Genomic DNA, 17,738 nt, shown 5'->3' with positions numbered 1-17,738 from the left:
CGGCTCTCCAGCACGCCTCGTAGGAGCTAGCGAAGCTGGCGATGGGAGCCTCCATTCACGCCCGGATCGCCAGCTTCGCTAGCTCCTACAAAAAAACTCCGCCGCTGACGTGCGGCGGAACTCACGACCCAGCACTCTGATAAAACCATGAGAATCCGTTACAACGCCCCCGCCGTTCTGAGTTTTTCGCTGCTCTGCGTGGCGGTATTCGTCCTCGGGATGCTCGTCCCACCCATCCAGCTCCTGTTCTTCGTCCCCGGCTCAGGCGGCTTCGCTTTCAGTCAGCCCTTAAGCTGGTTCCGTCTGCTGAGCCATGCAGCCGGGCATGCCAGCTGGGATCACCTGCTCGGTAATTTGTCTTTCATCCTGCTGCTCGGGCCGATTCTGGAAGAAAAGTACGGCAGTGGTCGCCTGCTGGGCATGATGCTGGCCACTGCGCTGATCACCGGCGTACTCAACGTGCTGCTGTTTTCCAGCGGTTTGCTGGGCGCCAGCGGTATCGTCTTCATGTTCATCCTGCTGGTGAGTTTCACGAATTTCCGCAATGGCGAAATCCCCTTGAGCTTTCTGCTGATCGTCGCGGTCTTCCTCTCACGCGAGCTGCTGCAAGGCCTGCGCGCCGATCACGTGGCGCAGTTCGCCCATCTAATTGGCGGCGCCTGCGGCAGCCTGTTCGGGTTCCGGCTGGCTGGGCGGCGGGCGTAGGCAATCCCTCCACTTTTCCTTCTCACATCACAAATACCATGACCACATCCTCTGAGCAAAAACACTCCGGCCTCGGCATTGCCTCGTTCATCATCAGCCTGATCGCGGGATTCCTGCTATTCATCCTGTTCGCCGTCGCAGGCGTAATGGAAAATACGAGTCCCGGCGGCATCGACGAAGAATCGGCTGGCGCGATGATCATCGGCCTGTTCCTGATTCTGCTGATCATGGTCGAAGCTATCGCGCTCGGTCTGGGCATCGCCGGAATAGTGCAAAAAGATCGGAAGAGCGTGTTCGCTATTCTCGGTACGGCTTTTTCCGCGCTCGCCTTCGTCGGCAGTGGACTGCTGATGCTGGTGGGCAGCCTGATGTAGGCTTGTTTCTACACGGATTCCGCTGAACTGACTGTCGGGCTACGCGGTTTTGCCTTGGAAGGGCGCATCGCGCGCCCGACTTGCGACTCGCAACTCGCGACTCGCGACTCGCGCAATTTTTAATGCTGCGTCGCGTGTCGGGCCTCTTGCCAGGCACGCACGGCTTCTGCGGACAGCTGGTTGACCTGATCGCGCGAAGCGTCAGGCAGCTCGCGGGTCAGGCCGGCGAAAAGCTCTTCGGTCATTTCCTGCTCCAGCCCGCTGGCAGCCAGACCATGCTGCAGGCAGCGGATCTGGATGGTGGCCAGGGTGTCGGCGACCAGACGCCAGCCCAGCGTGGGCATGGCACGATTGAGGGCGAGTAGCATGCCGCCCAAGAGATGCAGCAGCACCTCGGCCTGTTCGCGATTTTCAGCGGCAATCATGGTGTGCCACAGCGAGAGGTGGAGCTCGCGACGGAAGGCAATCTTGAATTCCAGCGCACTGGCTTCGTCGCCATGCAAGGTGTCGAGAAAGCGCTGGCACATGCCTTCTTCGGCCAGATCCATGTTGTCGCGCAAGTCCGCCAGAATCAGCGAAAGCCCTGCCAGCGCGGGCGCGCCGAAGGCTTGACTATAGGCCAGGCCCCACTGATCCAGCCCGGCCAGAATCATGGCCAAACGCAGGTGGGCGGCTTCGGGTGTGGTCATGCGCGACCATTCGCGCAAGTGACTCGCCAAACGCGCCAGCGCATCTTCCAGTTGTTTGCCCTCGCCATTGGCGGTAAGGCGCAAAGCGGCGGCGAAAGCTTCATGTACGAGGCGCGCAGCCTGGATCTGTACATCACTCGGAGCAAGATCGGCGAGCGAATCGGGCGGCAGGGTTTGAAGAGTGGTGTCGGCCATATGAATCCCGGCGAAAAATCGAAAGTCCGCCATTTTGCCGCAAAGCGCGCCGGCAAGCGACCTGTATGACGCGGCGATGCGCCTGACCGGACTTGTGGTCTATTCCCCGAGGGCCGGATTTCGCGTATGAATAGGCCCCTTGAAAATTTGTCTGTCACTCAATCCAGGAGCTTCACCGTGATCATGCGTATCGTGCTTTTGCTGAGCTTGATGTTCAATCTGCTGATGCTGGCCGCGCCGGCCAACGCTCAAGCGCGCGCCGAAGCCAAGCGCCCCGTGCGCATCCTGCACATCATGAGTTTCAATTCGCCCTATCGCTGGACGGACGGCCAGCTGGACGGTTTCAAAGCCGGCTTGGGGGCCGAGGTCAAAGCCGAATACCAGGTCTTTCAGCTCGACACCAAACGTCAGAGTTCGAAAGAGGAACAGGAACGCAACGCCGGCAAGGCGCGTCAGTTGATCAGTGACTGGAAGCCGGATCTGGTTTACACCTCGGATGATGACGCCATCCAGCTGGTGACTCGCCACTATGTGGGCAGCCCGATTCCCTTTGTCTTCAGCGGCGTGAATGGAAATCCCAAGGAGCTCGGCATCGAAGGCGCGCCGAACATCACCGGCGTACTCGAACGCGAACACGTTGTGGAGACCATCCATCTGCTGCAGACCCTCAAACCAGGCGTGCGTCGCATCCAGATTCTCTCGGACAATGCTGCCTACTGGCCGCAAGTGATTGGACGGGTGCGCAGCCTGGCGCGCAGCAAGCCGGATTTCGAACTGGTCGGTGTGGATCAACCAGTGACTTACGCCGACTTCCAGCATCTGGCGCTGGAGAATCCGAACAAGGCCGACGCTTACCTGATCCTCGGCAACTTCAATTTCAAGGATGCCAAAGGAGCCAACGTCCCCTATCCGCAACTGCAGCGCTGGCTGACGGAAAACAGCAAAGTGCCGGACATGTCATTCTGGGATGACCGCATGCTCCACGGTACGCTGGCTGGCGTAGCCGTATCAGCCTTTGAACAAGGACAGTCTGCCGGCAAACTGGCACGCGCGATTCTGGTTCAGCACCAGAAGCCCGGCAGCCTGCCCATGACACCTACCACCAAGGGCGTACCCGTCATCAATCTGGAACGCGCCCGACAACTGGGCATCACACCCCGCTCAACTCAGCTACTATCCGCCCAGATTGTCACAAGCTACGAGTGGAGCAAGTAATGCTGAAATCCGGTCTGCGCAGCAAGATCATCATCAGTGCCGCGGCAATGATGATTGTCAGCACTGCCACGATTGCGCTGACCACGTCCATGCTTTACGTTTCACAGTATGTCGACACCCTGCAGTCACGCTCCACGGCGGTGGCGCGCGGGCTCACCGTGCAGCTGGAGCGGATTACCAATCTGGGTATCGCCCTGGAAGACATCCTCGGTTTTGACGAGCAATGTGCCGACGCGGTGCGCAGCTACGCGGGCATGAGCTACACCCGGGTGGTCAGCGTCGACGGTCGCATCCTTTTCGACAGCAGCCCGGAGCGCACCGGACAGAAACTGGACTCACCCGCCCTGATCAAAGCCCTGCGCGAAGGCACAATCCGCCCGACAAGCCCGATTGACGATCAATACGTGGTACTGGAACCCATCCTGAACGCCAGCGGCAGCCATGTCGCCAGCGTGATCGTGGCCTTCCCGCGCGAGCTCGTTGACTCCGCGCGCCAGCAGATGCTGCTGCTCGGCGGAGGGTTTGGCGCCAGCGTCGGCGCGCTGGGCCTGTTGATCCTGTACGCCATGCTGCGCCGGCAAGTCATCAAGCCGGTGGCGGCATTGCTGCACACCGTGGCCTACATCCGGGAACACCCGGGCGATTATTCAGTACGCGTACCGCCACAGCGCAATGACGAAATCGGCTTGCTGGTCACCGGCTTCAATCAATTACTCGACAGCATGGAGCAACGCGACCGTGATCTGATCGAGGCACGCGATACCTCGGATCAGGCCAATCGCATGAAGTCCGATTTCCTCGCCGCGATGAGCCACGATCTGCGCACACCGATGCACGCAATCCTGAGCATGAACGAGTTGCTGCGCGGCACCCCGCTGACGGACAAGCAACAGCGCTATTCGCTCAATGTGCACAAGGCCGGGCAATGGCTACTGGGCATCATCAACGACATCCTGGCCTTCGCCAAGATCGAGTCCGGCAAGCTGGAGCTGATGGCGACAGAGTTCGATCTGCGTCAGCTGGTGGAAGACACCGTTACCCTGCAGGAAGATTTTGCGCACAGCAAAAAACTCAGCCTGAGCTGGCAGGTCACCGAAGAAATTCCCGCACGCCTGATCGGCGACGGGCCACGTCTGATGCAGATGCTCACCAATCTGATCAGCAATGCCATCAAATTCACCGAGCAAGGCAGTGTGCATCTGGACGTCAGCCAGACTCACCAGCACATCAGTTTTTCGGTCACCGACACCGGCATCGGCATCGATCCGGCCAAACTGTCACTGCTCTTCGAACCCTTCGTGCAGGTCGCCAGTGCCGACGCCCTGCGCCGCAGCGGCACCGGTCTGGGCCTATCCATCGTCAAACAGCTGGCTGAAGCCATGGGCGGCGAAGTCGGCGTGGATAGTTCGCTGCAGCACGGCGCCACCTTCTGGTTCACCGCCCGCCTGCCTGCAGCCGAGCTGGCACAATCCGAAACCAGCACAGTAACGGCCTGAAGACCCGCTCCCAGCGGACTTCTACGAGCATACCACCTGCAGACTAAAGCCAGATGCGGCTCTTCAGGCAGGCTACTTGCGCTTGCCGATCAGGCCAAAAGCACCCACCACAATCAGGATCAAGGGCCACCAGGTCCGCAGCAGGCCACTGATCTGGCTGAAGTGCAGCACGCCCAGATTGCTGAGCAAAAACACCACGCCCACCAGCAACAGCACGATTGATCCGACACGCGACATTTCAACACCTCCTGAGCAAGATTGAATTCAGACCGGCACTCTGCCTGCGCGATTGCACTACGACAAGTGCGAGGCGCATTCCGCGCATAGCTTCAAAAAAGATGACCGGTCTGAAAACCCGGACGATCGGGCACAGCAATTGCTAAACCTGAGGGACCTACATTCATCAAGGACACCTCATGGATCCCGTCATTCTGCAACTCATCGCCCGCATCAAGATTCGCCTGCGCCAGGAAAAAGCCGTGGTGCTGAACACCCAGCGATTCTTCTCTGACCCTGTGTATGCCTTTCAGGTGCTGGATGCGGCCGAGGATTGCGAAGACATCGAACTGGTCAGCAGCTCACTGGATATCCGCAACCGTCTGGGCTGGATAAAGTCCGGCAACATCGAAAATCTGCTGCCGGCCAAGACCCAGAAAAGCGCACCGGCGCCGCAGAATGGCCCCGAAACAGAGCGTTACATGTTCGGCGCCCGTTCCTGAAAGAGTTTTGAAGTCTCCTCACGCAGGCCTTGCTCCCCCGACCGGTCATCATCAAGCGACCTGAACGGGGAATTTTTCTTCTCACGTCTGCGGCAATTGCCCCAGCGCATCCAGAATCAGACGCGAAATGAGTTCCGCATCCGGCTCGGCCACCGCCACCGAAGGGCGACCCTTCTCGCCGGTTGCGACAATGTGCGGCACAGCACCCGCGCGATCCACCGTGAATTCATTGGCGCACAGGCGGCAATACACTTTATCGCCATGTTTGTGGGTACGAAAAACCGTCACGCAGGGGCCGCACGTGGGGCACTCCTGAATCGGCACGCCGAGATCGGAATGCCCAAGGATGTGACTCAGCGCGCCGGAACGCGCCAGACGCACCAGACGCTCGGCAAAATCCTGATCGAATTGCTTGCCGTAACCTTCCTCAATGATCTCCAGCGCGGCCTCCAGCGACAGCGCCTTGCGCCACGGGCGCGCGCTGGTCATCGCGTCAAACGCATCACACACACCGACGATGCGCGCCGCCAGCGGGATGTTCAGACCCGCCAGACCGTGTGGGTAGCCGTTACCGTCAAATTGTTCGTGGTGATGCCAGATAGCCCCGGAAATCGACGCGGCCAGAGGATGGCCTGCCAGCAGACGCGCACCGAGGGCCGCGTGCTCCTTGACGATTTCATATTCGGATTCGATCAGGCGTTCGGGCCTGGTCAGCACAGCGTCCGAGATCCCGATCTTGCCCAGATCGTGCAGAAAGCCGGCAATCGACACTTGTGCAATCACTTCGCCATCCTGCACGCTGTTTTCAGCGATCAGGCGGCTGTAACGCGATACGCGCCATGCATGGCCCACCGTAAACGGATCGCGCGCCTCGACCATCGCCGCCATCGTGAACAATCCGACAAGATCCTGCCCCATCTGTGACCGCATTTTTAACTCCCTGACATTGCTGCTTGATCATACCTGCATGGCTGCTATGAAAAATGAAGATTTGACTTAGGTTTTCACCTTATCAAGCAAGCTCTGCGCCGAATCGGCGGCGCAAGGCGTCCAGCGTTTCAACCCCGGCCTGCCCCTCCAGTGTGCGCACATAAGGCAGCAGCTGCGCCAGACTGCATGAAGAGCACGACGCCCAGGGCCGCAGGAAACGCATTCCTTCCAACCCCTGCTCGACGCGCAGGGGACTGCCATCTTCGGCAAAAAACAACCAGACCTGCGCGCTGACTTCGGCGGCAGAACAATGCTGCAAGGCCAGAGCCGGGCTGGCAAAAACGTGCAGACACGCGTCCGCCACATGGAACGCAAAGATCGTCATCGGCGCAGCGCGGCCGTCAGCTGCGGCAAAATTTCATGCAGATCGCCAACCAGACCGACATCGGCAATCTGGAAGATCGGCGCTTCCGGATCCTTGTTGATCGCCACGATCAGCTTGGCGTCGCGCATGCCCGCCACATGCTGGATCGCCCCGGAGATGCCGATCGCAATGTAAATATCCGGTGCCACGGCCTTACCGGTTTGCCCGACCTGATAATCATTCGGCACATAGTTAGCATCCACCGCCGCCCGCGTCGCCCCCAGCGCGGCGCCCAGACAATCCGCCAGCGGCGCCAGCAAGGCGTGATAGGCCGCGTGACTGCCCAGGCCACGCCCACCGGCCACGACGATGCGCGCACTCGCCAGCTCGGGGCGCGGGTTCTGTGGCAAATCATTGCCGACAAAACGGCTCACACCCATGTCCGGGCCGGGCGCAGCGGTTTCAATCACCGCAGGCTGCTCGCTCGTGGCAACCGGCGCAAAGGCCGAGGGGCGCACCGTGATGACTTTCAGCGGATCGCTGCTGCGCACCGTCTCCAGCACGTTGCCAGCGTAAGTCGGGCGCACGAAGGTGTCGCCATCGACGATTTCGGTGATCTCGGAGATCTGCGCCACGTCCAGCATCGCCGCCACGCGCGGGCCGAGATTCTTGCCAAAGGCGGTGGCCGGCAGCAACACATAGTCATACGCACCGGCCATCTGCGCCACGACCATGGCCAGATTCTCGGCCAGAAAATGCGCGTAGTGCGGTGCGTCGACCTTGCGCACCCGCGCTACCCCGCAAAGGTTTGCAGCCGCCTCGGCCGCAGACCCGCACTGGGAGCCGATCACCAGCACATCTACCTGTACAGCGAGGCGCAACGCGGCTGTCAGGACAGGTAGGGTTTGCGCCTTGAGCGCGACGTTATCGTGTTCGGCAATCACCAGAGCCTTCATGGCGTGGCTCCCATGGCGAGCCGCAGCCGCTCGGCCAGCGCTTCAGCCGAATCCACGCGCACACCCGGCGCTCGAACCGGCGGCGCAGCGACTCGCAGCGTCGTCAGACGCGGCCTCAGATCCACCTGCAGATCGGCGGCCGGCAGGATTTCAATCTGCGCGCGGCGCGCCTTCATGACATTCGGCAGGCTCGCATAGCGCGGCTCGTTCAGGCGCAGATCGGTGCTGATCACGGCCGGCAGGCTCAGCTCCAGCGTCTCCAGCCCGCCATCGATTTCGCGTGAAACCGTTGCGGTGTCCTCGCTCAACAGCAATTTGGACGCGAAGGTCGCCTGCGGCCAGCCCAGCATCGCCGCCAGCATCTGCGCGCACTGGTTGGCGTCGTCATCAATCGCCTGTTTGCCCATGATCACCAGCCGGGGGGCTTCGCGCTGCGCCAGTGCCTTGAGCAATTTGGCCACCGCCAGCGGCTGCAAGAGCGCATCGGTTTCGATCAGCACCGCCCGATCCGCACCCATTGCCAGCGCCGTGCGCAGGGTTTCCTGACACGCCGACACGCCGCAGGACACCACCACCACTTCGCTGGCGACGCCCGCCTCGCGCAGGCGCACAGCCTCTTCCAGCGCAATTTCGTCAAACGGGTTCATCGACATTTTCAGACCGGCGCTATCCACACCGCTGCCGTCCTCACGCACCCGCACGCGCAACAGATAATCCACCACGCGTTTGACCGGAACCAGAATCTTCACTTGCTCATCCTCCTGCACAGACCGCAAAGTATGCCATCGCCCAGCACGAAAGCGAGCCTCCCCAAATCAGCCGATTTGCCTGTTTGCGCTGAAACGGCATAATGCAGACCAATCCCGCCCAAGCTACCCACGCCCGCATGAACGCCTCCGCCGCCAAGTCTTCTGCCTCCGAACGCCAGCCGCTGGATCGCGCTACCTGGATCGAGTTTGCCACGGGCGTTCTCGCCGAAGACGGCGTGGATGGCCTGCGCGTCGAGGTGCTGGCACGCAAACTGGGCGTCACCAAGGGCAGTTTTTACTGGCACTTCAAGGATAGGCAAGCACTGCTCAGCGCAACAGTCACCACCTGGCGTGACGCACGCGTGCAGGAGGTCGAACAACAAGTCGCCATCCCGGCACATGAAGCCCATGCGCAGATCCGGCGGATTCTCGATCAATACGCCACCCAGCCCAATCAGCAGCGCATGCGCACCGAACTCGCCCTGCGCGACTGGGCACGCCGCGATCTGCTGGTCGCCGCAGCCGTAGAAGCAGTCGACCAGGCACGTCTGCAGAATGCCGTACGTCTCTTCAGTCTGGCTGGTTACGTCGATGAAGAAGCCCACACACGCGCGCTGCTGATGTTCACGCACGTCTTCGGTCTGTCGATGATGATGTTTGAAAAAAGCATTTCATCGGATATCGCAAAAAAACACGCGGCGATTGCCGACCTGATTACCCGCAAGCCGGACTGATTTACATCTGGATACACACGCTTTCACCGGCGAAACACCTTATTGCCGCGCCACACCTAGGATGCAGGTACCGAAGTCCAACCTGTCATACCAAGGAGTGCATCATGAAAGCAAATCTCAAAACCCTGCTGACCGTTGCCGGCCTCAGCCTTGCCACGCTGTCCGCAGCAACGGCCATTGCGCAACCCGGCCCGGGCCGTGGCCCCGGTGCAGGCCTCACCGCGACCCAGCCGCAAGGCCACGCGCTGGAACGCTTCCAGGCAGCAGACGCCAACAAGGATGGTTTCCTCACCAAGGAAGAGGCTGACAAGGGCATGCCAGGCATGGCCAGCCGCTTCGCTGCCATCGACACGAATCAGGACGGCAAACTCACGTCCGATGAATTCCAGGCCATGCGCGGTAACATGCGTGGCAAAGGACGCCCACAGGGAGCCGGCCCGCAAGCCGCATCCAGCGGGCCTCTCCAAGGCATGGGCCCGGGAAGCCGCATGGGCGGAGGCTCTTCAGGCATGCAGCGCACAGGAATGCGCGCCCAAGGTGGTCTGTGCATCAATGCTGACACGGACAAGGACGGCTTCGTCAGTCGCGCCGAAGCCGAAAAGCTGAATCGCCCAAACGCGCTCAGCCGCTTTGATGCGCTCGACACCAACAAGGACGGCAAGCTCTCGACAGAAGAGCGCGCGACCTGCCCGGCAATCGCCCGGCGCTAAATGCCTTGAATGAGCTGCCCGCTACGACGGGCAGCTCACGCCCACAACTCCAGCAGAGACCCATTCATTTTCAGGGAGGAGTTGCATCATGAAGAAAAACCACCAACACAGTCCTTACGTTCAGCCTGCGCGGCTGATCGTACAGCTGGCCTTTCTGGCCTTTGCCACTTTTGCCGCCTGGCGTCACCAGGTTCTGGGCGGCGGCCCGAACGGCTCGGCCTCAGTCGACGCTTTGTGTCCGTTTGGCGGACTGGAAGCGCTATTCAAATTCGTCAGCACGGGCGAATTCATCCAGCGACTGAACACCTCCGACTTCGTGCTGCTCGGCGGCACCATCGCCCTCGCGCTGATCGTCGGACGCTATTTCTGCGCCTGGATCTGTCCGCTCGGCACGCTGCAGGAACTGGCGCGCAAAATTGGCCAGAAATTCTTCCGCAAAGTGCAGATCACCCTTCCCGCCATGATCGATCAGCCGCTGCGCTGGCTCAAATACGTGGTGCTGGCCTGGGCGCTGTATTTCACCTGGAAAACCGGCACACTGATCATCCGCCCCTACGATCCCTGGGCGGCCTATGCGCATGGCTTTGCCGGTTGGGATGAAGTATGGAAAGAGTTTTCGGTAGGCGCGAGCATTCTCATCGGCTCGCTGGTGATCGGTGTGTTTGTGGATCGCGTCTTCTGCAAATACCTGTGCCCACTCGGCGCCTTTCTCGGCATCACTTCCAAACTCGGCCTGTTCAGCATCAAGCGCAATTGCGACGGCTGTCTGTCCTGCAACAAATGCGAGAAAACTTGCCCGGTCGGCATCAAGATCGAAAGCATGCCCGTCGTGCGTTCAGCCGAATGCATCGGCTGCCTGACCTGCACCACCACCTGCCCTACCGGCAAAAAAGGCAGCACAGACGAGGGCAAAACCTTCCTGCTGCCCGCCATTGCCGGGCGCCAGGTCAAGCCGGCGCTGATCGGCTGGCTCGGCTTGGCCATCTTTCTGGGCATGATCGGCACGGCGCAAATCACTGGCTACTGGCGCACCCAGCCCGCCTCGATCACAGCAGCCGTCACGACAGCAGGCGTACTCGACGCCCAAGCCATTCGTGGCTATATGACGCTGGAAGAGGTGAGCAAAACTTACGGACTGGAGCTCGACAAACTTTACAAGGAGCTGGGCCTGTCAGAACAGAAAGTGCCCGCCAGCTCCAAGTGCAAGGAGATCGGCAAATTGCTCGGGCTCAGTGAAGCTGAATTCGACACGCAGAAGGTGCGCGACGCCGTCGCAAAGCTCCAAAGTTCTGGCAAATAAAGCTTGAAACGCAAAAGAGACGGGCTGAGGTGTGCAATATCACCTCAGCCCGTGTCGTATCTGCCACAGCCCCTGAGCAAGGAGCGCCCGCAGTCTCAAAACCAAGCTAGAATCCAGCCTCCGCCGGAACATCGGCTCGCAATTCTTTTTCCAGCCGCCTGCCATGTATTCGAAATACCCGCTGCGCCTCGTATTCCTGTCGATTTTCGCCTACTGCACTGGCCTGATCGTTTTCGGCTTGATCCTGCAACACCTCAAGGGTATAGAACCCTGCCCGCTATGCATCTTGCAACGCTATGGCTTCGTCGCCTGCGGCCTGATTGCTCTGGTGGCAGGCCTGTCCAATGCGCAAGGGTTCATGCGCCGCCTCTACGCCTTCCTGACCTTGGCGGCGGCCATTGCCGGCGGCAGCGTGTCGGTGCGCCAGATCTGGCTGCAACATAACCCGCCCGCCGAAACCGTGTGCGGCCCGGATCTGCAGTACATGATCGGCAACTTCCCGCTGTCTGACGCACTGCCAATGCTGTTCCAAGGCGCTGGCGACTGCTCGAAGATTGACTGGACCTTCCTCGGCCTGTCAATTGCCCAGTGGGCGCTGATCAACTTCAGCCTGATTGCCGTCGTATGCTTGTGGCAACTCTTCCGCCGCACCCCGGAACGCCGCCGCTTCAGTTGAGCCCAAGCCGGGTCACCCCAAATACAAAGGCCCTTGCGTAACAACGCAAGGGCCTTTTTGCTGTCGATGACTACCAACAGTCAGTTCACCGATGCGACATCCCGCTTGCTGCCCAAGGCAAGTTGTTGGCGCGCCAGAGAAGCCTCCAGCCATTTCCGAATACGATTCGCGTCCGCCTGACGAGTGAAACGTCCCCAGGAATCCAGCAACACAATCGCCAGCGGCTTGTTGCCCATCCATGCCTGCATCACCAGACACTTGCCGGACTCATTGATGTAGCCGGTTTTCTGCACATCAATCTGCCATTCTGGACTTTTCACCAGTGAATTAGTCGTATGAAAGGTGTACGAACGCCCGCCCGACAAATCCGCGGTGTGTTCAGTTGATGTCGAGAACTCACGGATCAGCGGATAACGCGAAGCATTGGCCACCATGGTCGCCAGATCACGTGCAGACGAAACATTGCTCTTGGTCAGCCCGGTGCCATCGTAAAAGCGTGTTTCACTCAAACCCATCAACTGAGCCTTGACGTTCATTGCTTCCAGAAAGGCCGACATTCCGCCCGGATAGTTACGCGCCAGCGCCGAAGCCGCGCGATTTTCGGAGGCCATCAAGGCCAGATGCAGCAAATCTTCACGCGTTAGGCGCGTGCCCACGCTCAGATGCGAACTGGTGCTCTTGATGCGATCAATATCGCTCTCTGTCACTTCCAGCACCTCGTTGAGGTTCTGGTGCGCATCCAGCACCACCATCGAGGTCATCAACTTGGTGATCGAGGCAATCGGCAAGGGAGCACTGGCATTTTTTTGCAGCAGCACTTCGCCTGTGTTCAGATCCTGAACGTAGAAAGCAGAAGAGCGGATCAAGGGATTTCCCGCTCCATCAAAATCCGCCTCAACGATTCTGGGGGCTTTCTTAGCCTTGCTCGCCACTTTTTTGGGAGCCTTACCAACGGTTTTAATCGCTTTGACCGGAGCTGCCTTGGTTTGCCGGGAATGGCTCGCAGAAGCCTTCGCCTGAGACTTGCCAGCAGCAAGCGCCGTATGGGGGACGGAGAGAGCCAAAGCCAGCCCCATGAAACCATTGAAAATTCGCCCAAAACGCATTGGATTCCAGCCTTTTCAAACTACAAAATCAATCTTAATTGTAGCAATATTTCTTGAAAATTAAATAGATACGCGAATTTCTTGAAGCACTTTCTCATCAATCCATTGCACGAGTCAGCGCAATGATTGCGAGCCCCGGCAGTATAAGGATTTTCGGCCCGCAAACGGGCCGAAAATCTTGCAACAAACTGACGCTGCGCAATCAGCCGCCCTGCCGCTCCACCTGCCCCGCATCTACCACCGTCAGAGCGGTCATATTGACAATCCGCCGAACCGTCGCGGTCGGCGTAAGAATATGCACTGGCCGCGCCGTTCCGAGCAAAATGGGGCCAACAGTCATGCCATCACCCGAAGCCGTCTTGATCAGATTAAAGGCGATATTGGCAGCATCCAGAGTTGGAAAAATCAGGAGATTGGCGTCCTCACGCATACGCGCATTGGGGAAAACATGATTTCGAATACAAGCATCCAAGGCGGCATCGCCATGCATCTCGCCCTCCGCGGTAATATCCGGGCGGCGCGCATGCAACAAACGCAAGGCTTCCCGCATTTTCAGCGAAGTCGGCGAATCCTCGGAACCGAAACTGGAATGCGACAATAAGGCCACGCGCGGCGTAATCCCGAAACGAGCAAGTTCTTCGGCAGCCAGACAAGTCATCTCGAAAACCTGCTCGACCGTTGGATCGTAAGTCACATACGTGTCACACAAGGCAATGGTCCGACCTGGCAAGGCCAGCAGATTCATGGCGTACAGATGAGTCACACCAGGACGACGCCCCAGCACGGTTTCAACAAATTTCAAATGCTGATGGTGCAGGCCGAAGGTGCCACAGATCATGCCGTCAGCCCAGCCGAACTTAAGCATCAAAGCGCCAATCAGGGTTGAACGCCGACGCACTTCCCTCCGGGCGTACTCTACGGAAACGCCGCTCCGCTCCATGAGTTCGTGATAGTGCGTCCACAGCTCACGATAGCGCGGATCGGAATCCTGATTGACCAGTTCAACATCCACGCCGGGCCGTAGCCGCAAGCCAAAACGCTGGATATACATACTGATCACATCCGGCCGGCCGATCAGGATCGGATGCGCGATCCCCTCATCCACCACGGTCTGCACAGCACGCAGGACGCGCTCAGACTCACCCTCGGCAAAGATGATGCGGCGCGGCTCGCGCTTGGCCGCAGCAAATACGGGTTTCATCACCAGGCCGGAATGCCAGACAAAATTATTCAGCTGTTGCGTGTACGCATCCCAATCTGTGATCGGCCGCGTGGCCACGCCCGAATCCATCGCAGCTCTGGCCACCGCGGGTGCGATACGCACGATCAGGCGTGGGTCAAAAGGCTTGGGAATGATGTACTCACGGCCAAAGCCGTTGACCTGCTCTCCATAGGCAGCCGCGACAACATCCGATTGTTCAGCTCGGGCCAATTCCGCAATCGCACGCACGGCTGCCAACTGCATTTCATCGCTGATCGTGGTCGCGCCAACGTCCAGCGCCCCCCGAAAGATGAAAGGAAAGCACAGGACGTTATTCACCTGGTTAGGGTAGTCCGAGCGACCGGTTGCTATGATCGCATCAGAACGCACGGACTTCACTTCATCCGGCAGGATCTCCGGCACCGGGTTGGCCAAGGCGAGAATCAAGGGATTGGCCGCCATTTTCGCAACCATCTCGGGTTTCAACACACCTGCCGCCGAAAGACCCAGAAAGACGTCAGCCCCTTCAATAACCTCGCGCAGACTGCGCGCTTCCGTCGGCTTGGCAAACTGCGCCTTGATCGGATCCATCTCCTCAGTCCGGCCCTCGTACACCACGCCCTTGATATCCGTCACCCAGATATTCTTGACGGGTATTCCGAGCATCACCAGCAGCTCCAGGCAGGCCAACGCCGCAGCACCGGCCCCTGAGGTCACCAGTTTGATCTGATCCAGCGGTTTGCCCAGCAGATGCAAAGCATTCAGCACTGCTGCACCGACAACAATTGCCGTACCGTGCTGGTCATCATGGAAGACCGGTATTTTCATGCGCTCGCGTAATTTTCGCTCAACATAAAAACACTCGGGCGCCTTGATATCTTCGAGATTGATACCGCCAAAAGTCGGTTCAAGCGAGGCGATGATGTCAACGAGCTTGTCTGGGTCGAGCTCATTGATTTCGATGTCGAATACATCGATACCCGCAAACTTCTTGAACAAGACCGCCTTGCCCTCCATCACAGGCTTGGCCGCCAGCGGGCCGATAGGCCCCAACCCAAGCACCGCGGTGCCATTGGTGACCACCCCGATCAAATTGGCACGCGAGGTATACAAACTGACAGTGGCCGGGTCGGCCACAATTGCATCGCACGCAGCGGCAACACCAGGCGAATAAGCCAGCGACAGGTCACGTTGATTGGTAAGCGCCTTAGTTGGCTCTACGGAAATTTTTCCTGGCCGAGGCAGTGCGTGATATTCCAGTGCAGCAGCGCGAATTCCTTCATCCATCGGAAGCCTCTCTCTTACGGGGTCACAGACAGCTTGCCCGCGAAATTGTTGTAGTTGGTTTACCTCTTTATTTTAGAGGTGAGGCGGTATACAAAGCCACCAAGGAATAGCCCGGAAAGACCATCCATTCGGGCATTTGACGTATGCTGAATACTGACCCTATTCCTCACGCCCTTGAGTCATGAACTCCCGCCCCCCTGACCGCCTCGCATCGCGCCTGCACGACATCCCGCCCTTTCACGTCATGGAGCTGCTTGCACGCGCACAGACGCTGCAAGCACAAGGGCGCGACATCATTCACATGGAAGTGGGGGAGCCTGATTTTCCAACACCGCCCGCCATCATTGAAGCCGGGCAGCATTTTCTGGCAAATGGACAAGTGCGCTACACCCCGGCACTAGGCCTGCCCGCCCTGCGCGAAGCGGTATCGAATTTCTATGCCAGCCGTTTTGCTGCCAGAGTTCCTGCAGAGCGAATCGTGATCACCGCAGGAGCTTCCGGGGCTCTTCTGCTGGCAGTTGCCGCACTCACCAACCCTGGTGATGAATGGCTGCTGACCGATCCTGGCTACCCCTGCAACCGGCAGTTCATCCAAGCCTTCAATGGTGTCGTACAGGCCTTGCCAGTAGATGCTCTCAGCAACTACCAACCAGGCCTGGAGCAGGTAGCGGCGGCCTGGTCTGCACGCACACGCGGCTTGCTGGTTGCCAGCCCGTCGAATCCGACAGGCACGGTCATCGACAAATCGGTACTGGATCAGCTTGCTGATCTGGTCGCTGCGCGTACAGGAAGCCTGATTGTGGACGAGATTTATCAGGGACTAGTCTACGAACAGCCGGCAGAAACGATCCTGAGCCGTCGCGATGACGTCTTTGTGGTCAACAGCTTCTCGAAATACTTCGGCATGACCGGTTGGCGCCTTGGCTGGCTGGTGGTGCCGGAAGGCTATACGCGGCCAATCGAAATGCTTGCCCAACACCTCTTCATCGCCGCATCAAGCCCGGCCCAGCATGCTGCACTGGCCGCTTTCTCAACTGAAACTCTTACTCTTCTGGAGGCGCGGCGCAGCATCTTTGCCGCACGGCGAACGGCGTTGTTACAAGGAATACGCGGCCTTGGCCTGCATGTTGACACAGAGCCTGCCGGGGCATTTTACATATACGCCAGAGTGTCCGGCATATGCCGTAGCAGCATGACGCTGGCTCACCGCCTGCTTGAAGACGCGGGCGTCGCAACGACGCCGGGGCTGGATTTTGGCGCGCATCGCGCAGAAGAACACTTACGTATTGCCTATACTGCAGACCTGACGCGTATCGAGGAAGCGCTTCAACGCATGCGCTCGATCATGTGATCAACACTCAGCTTTCGCCAGAACCGGCTTTGGCACGCACAGCTGTACGGGCGGCAACAGGCAAGCCTGCAACCTGCCGCAGACGATCAAGCTCCTGCAAAACTTTGGCGGAATACGCCATATCTGAATCGCTACTCGCTCCACCATACAGTTGCAATGCAGCTTCAACACTACCCGTGCTGCGCTGATACGCCTTCAGAATAAGCGTTCCAACCCGGATGTTTTCTGCCGGATCAAACAGCGCCGCTACACCCTTATCCGCCGCAATTTTATCTCCGTGGTATTTCGGGATAATCTGCATCAAGCCTTGCGCGCCTAATACACTTTCAGAAAATGGATTGAAACCCGATTCAACGGTAATTACCGCAAGAACCAACAGAGGATCAATGCCGTTCTCCTGAGCTTCGCGCTGTGCAGCCTTCACAAGAGACTCGACCACGACCGAGGAAACACGGTGGCGCTTGGCAATGGCAGCAGAAACGCGGCCAAGCCCCTCAGGCAAACCAGCTTGCTCAGCCGATGATTCGGCGTATACAGCATCGACCAGCTCAATTGCAGCGGCCCCGCTTTCAAGCACAACCGGCCGATAACCGAACATTGCACGTGGATTAAGGCCTTCAGATCCGAACTGGGTGAGTTGATAACCAACCAGACCAATGACCATCACCCCAAGCATTACGAAACTGCCGTGAGCAAAATACAGGACGAAGGTCAGCAAATGCTGAGTGAAGCGTGAAACGCGAACGATATGGGTCATGTAATCCTCCATTCCGGCAAAACCCGCACACACACAGACACGCAACCCGATTAAAGGTATGCGCTCAGGCAAAGTTCGACTCGAATTTTCGACGGCTAACTCTTCACGTATGGGAAGCGCCATCAGGTTTGCACTGCTCACCCCGCAACCAGGGGGCTTGCTGCTTGTGCTGCGGCACAGAAATAAAACCTCTGCGCCTTGATTGAATTATCCGGGCATGTATT

General features: G+C 58.9%; 19 protein-coding genes. 10 read left to right on the top strand and 9 right to left on the bottom strand.

The window, feature by feature from the left end:
- Positions 1 to 147: 147 nt before the first annotated feature.
- Both ABXR19_RS15995 and ABXR19_RS15990 read left to right on the top strand, forming a co-directional pair.
- Positions 148 to 705, top strand: coding sequence for a rhomboid family intramembrane serine protease (locus ABXR19_RS15995; RefSeq protein WP_354602149.1), 558 nt, complete (start codon positions 148 to 150; stop codon positions 703 to 705).
- A gap of 38 nt (positions 706 to 743) precedes the next feature.
- Positions 744 to 1,079 (top strand): hypothetical protein, encoded by a 336-nt coding sequence (locus ABXR19_RS15990; RefSeq protein WP_354602148.1) that lies wholly within the window; start codon positions 744 to 746, stop codon positions 1,077 to 1,079.
- A 119-nt stretch (positions 1,080 to 1,198) separates the two neighbouring features.
- On the opposite strand, the gene ABXR19_RS15985 is transcribed toward ABXR19_RS15990, so the two are convergent.
- Positions 1,199 to 1,963: a hypothetical protein gene (locus ABXR19_RS15985; protein ID WP_354602147.1), complete on the bottom strand. Its 765-nt coding sequence runs from the start codon at positions 1,961 to 1,963 to the stop codon at positions 1,199 to 1,201.
- A gap of 183 nt (positions 1,964 to 2,146) precedes the next feature.
- On the opposite strand from ABXR19_RS15985, the gene ABXR19_RS15980 reads away from it, so the two are divergent.
- Together ABXR19_RS15980 and ABXR19_RS15975 are read left to right on the top strand one after the other, a co-directional pair.
- Entirely contained in the window at positions 2,147 to 3,178 is a 1,032-nt protein-coding gene (locus ABXR19_RS15980; RefSeq protein ID WP_354602161.1) for an ABC transporter substrate-binding protein, read from the top strand.
- Positions 3,178 to 4,674, top strand: coding sequence for a sensor histidine kinase (locus tag ABXR19_RS15975; RefSeq protein ID WP_354602146.1), 1,497 nt, complete (start codon positions 3,178 to 3,180; stop codon positions 4,672 to 4,674). Before ABXR19_RS15980 ends, ABXR19_RS15975 begins: the two co-directional genes overlap by 1 nt.
- Positions 4,675 to 4,746: 72 nt before the next feature.
- Here ABXR19_RS15975 and ABXR19_RS15970 read toward each other — a convergent pair whose 3' ends face one another.
- Complete coding sequence (locus ABXR19_RS15970; protein WP_354602145.1) at positions 4,747 to 4,911, bottom strand: LiaI-LiaF-like domain-containing protein; 165 nt, start codon at positions 4,909 to 4,911, stop codon at positions 4,747 to 4,749.
- A 179-nt stretch (positions 4,912 to 5,090) separates the two neighbouring features.
- Between ABXR19_RS15970 and ABXR19_RS15965 the strand changes: the two genes are divergently transcribed.
- Positions 5,091 to 5,393, top strand: a complete 303-nt coding sequence (locus ABXR19_RS15965; RefSeq protein ID WP_354602144.1) for a hypothetical protein — start codon at positions 5,091 to 5,093, stop codon at positions 5,391 to 5,393.
- 81 nt (positions 5,394 to 5,474) lie between these two features.
- Here the strand turns inward: ABXR19_RS15965 and ABXR19_RS15960 are convergent, their stop codons facing one another.
- The 4 genes from ABXR19_RS15960 to ABXR19_RS15945 form a co-directional block, all read right to left on the bottom strand.
- Complete coding sequence (locus ABXR19_RS15960) at positions 5,475 to 6,323, bottom strand: HD-GYP domain-containing protein (protein WP_354602143.1); 849 nt, start codon at positions 6,321 to 6,323, stop codon at positions 5,475 to 5,477.
- 82 nt (positions 6,324 to 6,405) lie between these two features.
- Positions 6,406 to 6,708 carry a hypothetical protein gene (locus ABXR19_RS15955; RefSeq protein ID WP_354602142.1) on the bottom strand — a complete coding sequence of 101 codons (303 nt, stop codon included), beginning with the start codon at positions 6,706 to 6,708 and terminating at the stop codon, positions 6,406 to 6,408.
- Positions 6,705 to 7,643: an electron transfer flavoprotein subunit alpha/FixB family protein gene (locus tag ABXR19_RS15950; protein WP_354602141.1), complete on the bottom strand. Its 939-nt coding sequence runs from the start codon at positions 7,641 to 7,643 to the stop codon at positions 6,705 to 6,707. The genes ABXR19_RS15955 and ABXR19_RS15950 overlap by 4 nt, the downstream gene beginning before the upstream one ends.
- The gene (locus tag ABXR19_RS15945) at positions 7,640 to 8,392 is read right to left on the bottom strand and encodes an electron transfer flavoprotein subunit beta/FixA family protein (protein ID WP_354602140.1); all 753 of its coding nucleotides are present in this window, start codon (positions 8,390 to 8,392) and stop codon (positions 7,640 to 7,642) included. The genes ABXR19_RS15950 and ABXR19_RS15945 overlap by 4 nt, the downstream gene beginning before the upstream one ends.
- A 101-nt stretch (positions 8,393 to 8,493) precedes the next feature.
- Between ABXR19_RS15945 and ABXR19_RS15940 the strand changes: the two genes are divergently transcribed.
- From ABXR19_RS15940 to ABXR19_RS15925, 4 genes are all read left to right on the top strand, one after another.
- On the top strand, positions 8,494 to 9,126 hold the full coding sequence (locus ABXR19_RS15940) for a TetR/AcrR family transcriptional regulator (protein WP_354602139.1): 633 nt from the start codon (positions 8,494 to 8,496) through the stop codon (positions 9,124 to 9,126).
- A 104-nt stretch (positions 9,127 to 9,230) separates the two neighbouring features.
- Positions 9,231 to 9,836, top strand: a complete 606-nt coding sequence (locus ABXR19_RS15935; RefSeq protein WP_354602138.1) for an EF-hand domain-containing protein — start codon at positions 9,231 to 9,233, stop codon at positions 9,834 to 9,836.
- An 88-nt stretch (positions 9,837 to 9,924) separates the two neighbouring features.
- Positions 9,925 to 11,136, top strand: a complete 1,212-nt coding sequence (locus ABXR19_RS15930; RefSeq protein WP_354602137.1) for a 4Fe-4S binding protein — start codon at positions 9,925 to 9,927, stop codon at positions 11,134 to 11,136.
- 163 nt (positions 11,137 to 11,299) lie between these two features.
- Positions 11,300 to 11,812, top strand: coding sequence for a disulfide bond formation protein B (locus ABXR19_RS15925; protein WP_354602136.1), 513 nt, complete (start codon positions 11,300 to 11,302; stop codon positions 11,810 to 11,812).
- An 80-nt stretch (positions 11,813 to 11,892) separates the two neighbouring features.
- On the opposite strand, the gene ABXR19_RS15920 is transcribed toward ABXR19_RS15925, so the two are convergent.
- Positions 11,893 to 12,678, bottom strand: a complete 786-nt coding sequence (locus tag ABXR19_RS15920; protein WP_354602135.1) for a serine hydrolase — start codon at positions 12,676 to 12,678, stop codon at positions 11,893 to 11,895.
- A 442-nt stretch (positions 12,679 to 13,120) separates the two neighbouring features.
- Positions 13,121 to 15,406 carry an NADP-dependent malic enzyme gene (locus ABXR19_RS15915; protein WP_354602134.1) on the bottom strand — a complete coding sequence of 762 codons (2,286 nt, stop codon included), beginning with the start codon at positions 15,404 to 15,406 and terminating at the stop codon, positions 13,121 to 13,123.
- 181 nt (positions 15,407 to 15,587) lie between these two features.
- Here ABXR19_RS15915 and ABXR19_RS15910 point away from each other — a divergent pair, with 181 nt between their 5' ends.
- Positions 15,588 to 16,757, top strand: a complete 1,170-nt coding sequence (locus tag ABXR19_RS15910; RefSeq protein WP_354602133.1) for a pyridoxal phosphate-dependent aminotransferase — start codon at positions 15,588 to 15,590, stop codon at positions 16,755 to 16,757.
- Positions 16,758 to 16,764: 7 nt separating this feature from the next.
- Here the strand turns inward: ABXR19_RS15910 and ABXR19_RS15905 are convergent, their stop codons facing one another.
- Positions 16,765 to 17,514, bottom strand: coding sequence for a transglycosylase SLT domain-containing protein (locus ABXR19_RS15905; protein WP_354602132.1), 750 nt, complete (start codon positions 17,512 to 17,514; stop codon positions 16,765 to 16,767).
- Positions 17,515 to 17,738: the final 224 nt, after the last annotated feature.

Source organism: Uliginosibacterium flavum (assembly GCF_040566545.1).
GTDB lineage: Bacteria > Pseudomonadota > Gammaproteobacteria > Burkholderiales > Rhodocyclaceae > Uliginosibacterium > Uliginosibacterium flavum.
The sequence above is the reverse complement of the archived record's forward strand: the minus strand, read 5'-3'. Positions and strand labels throughout refer to the sequence as shown.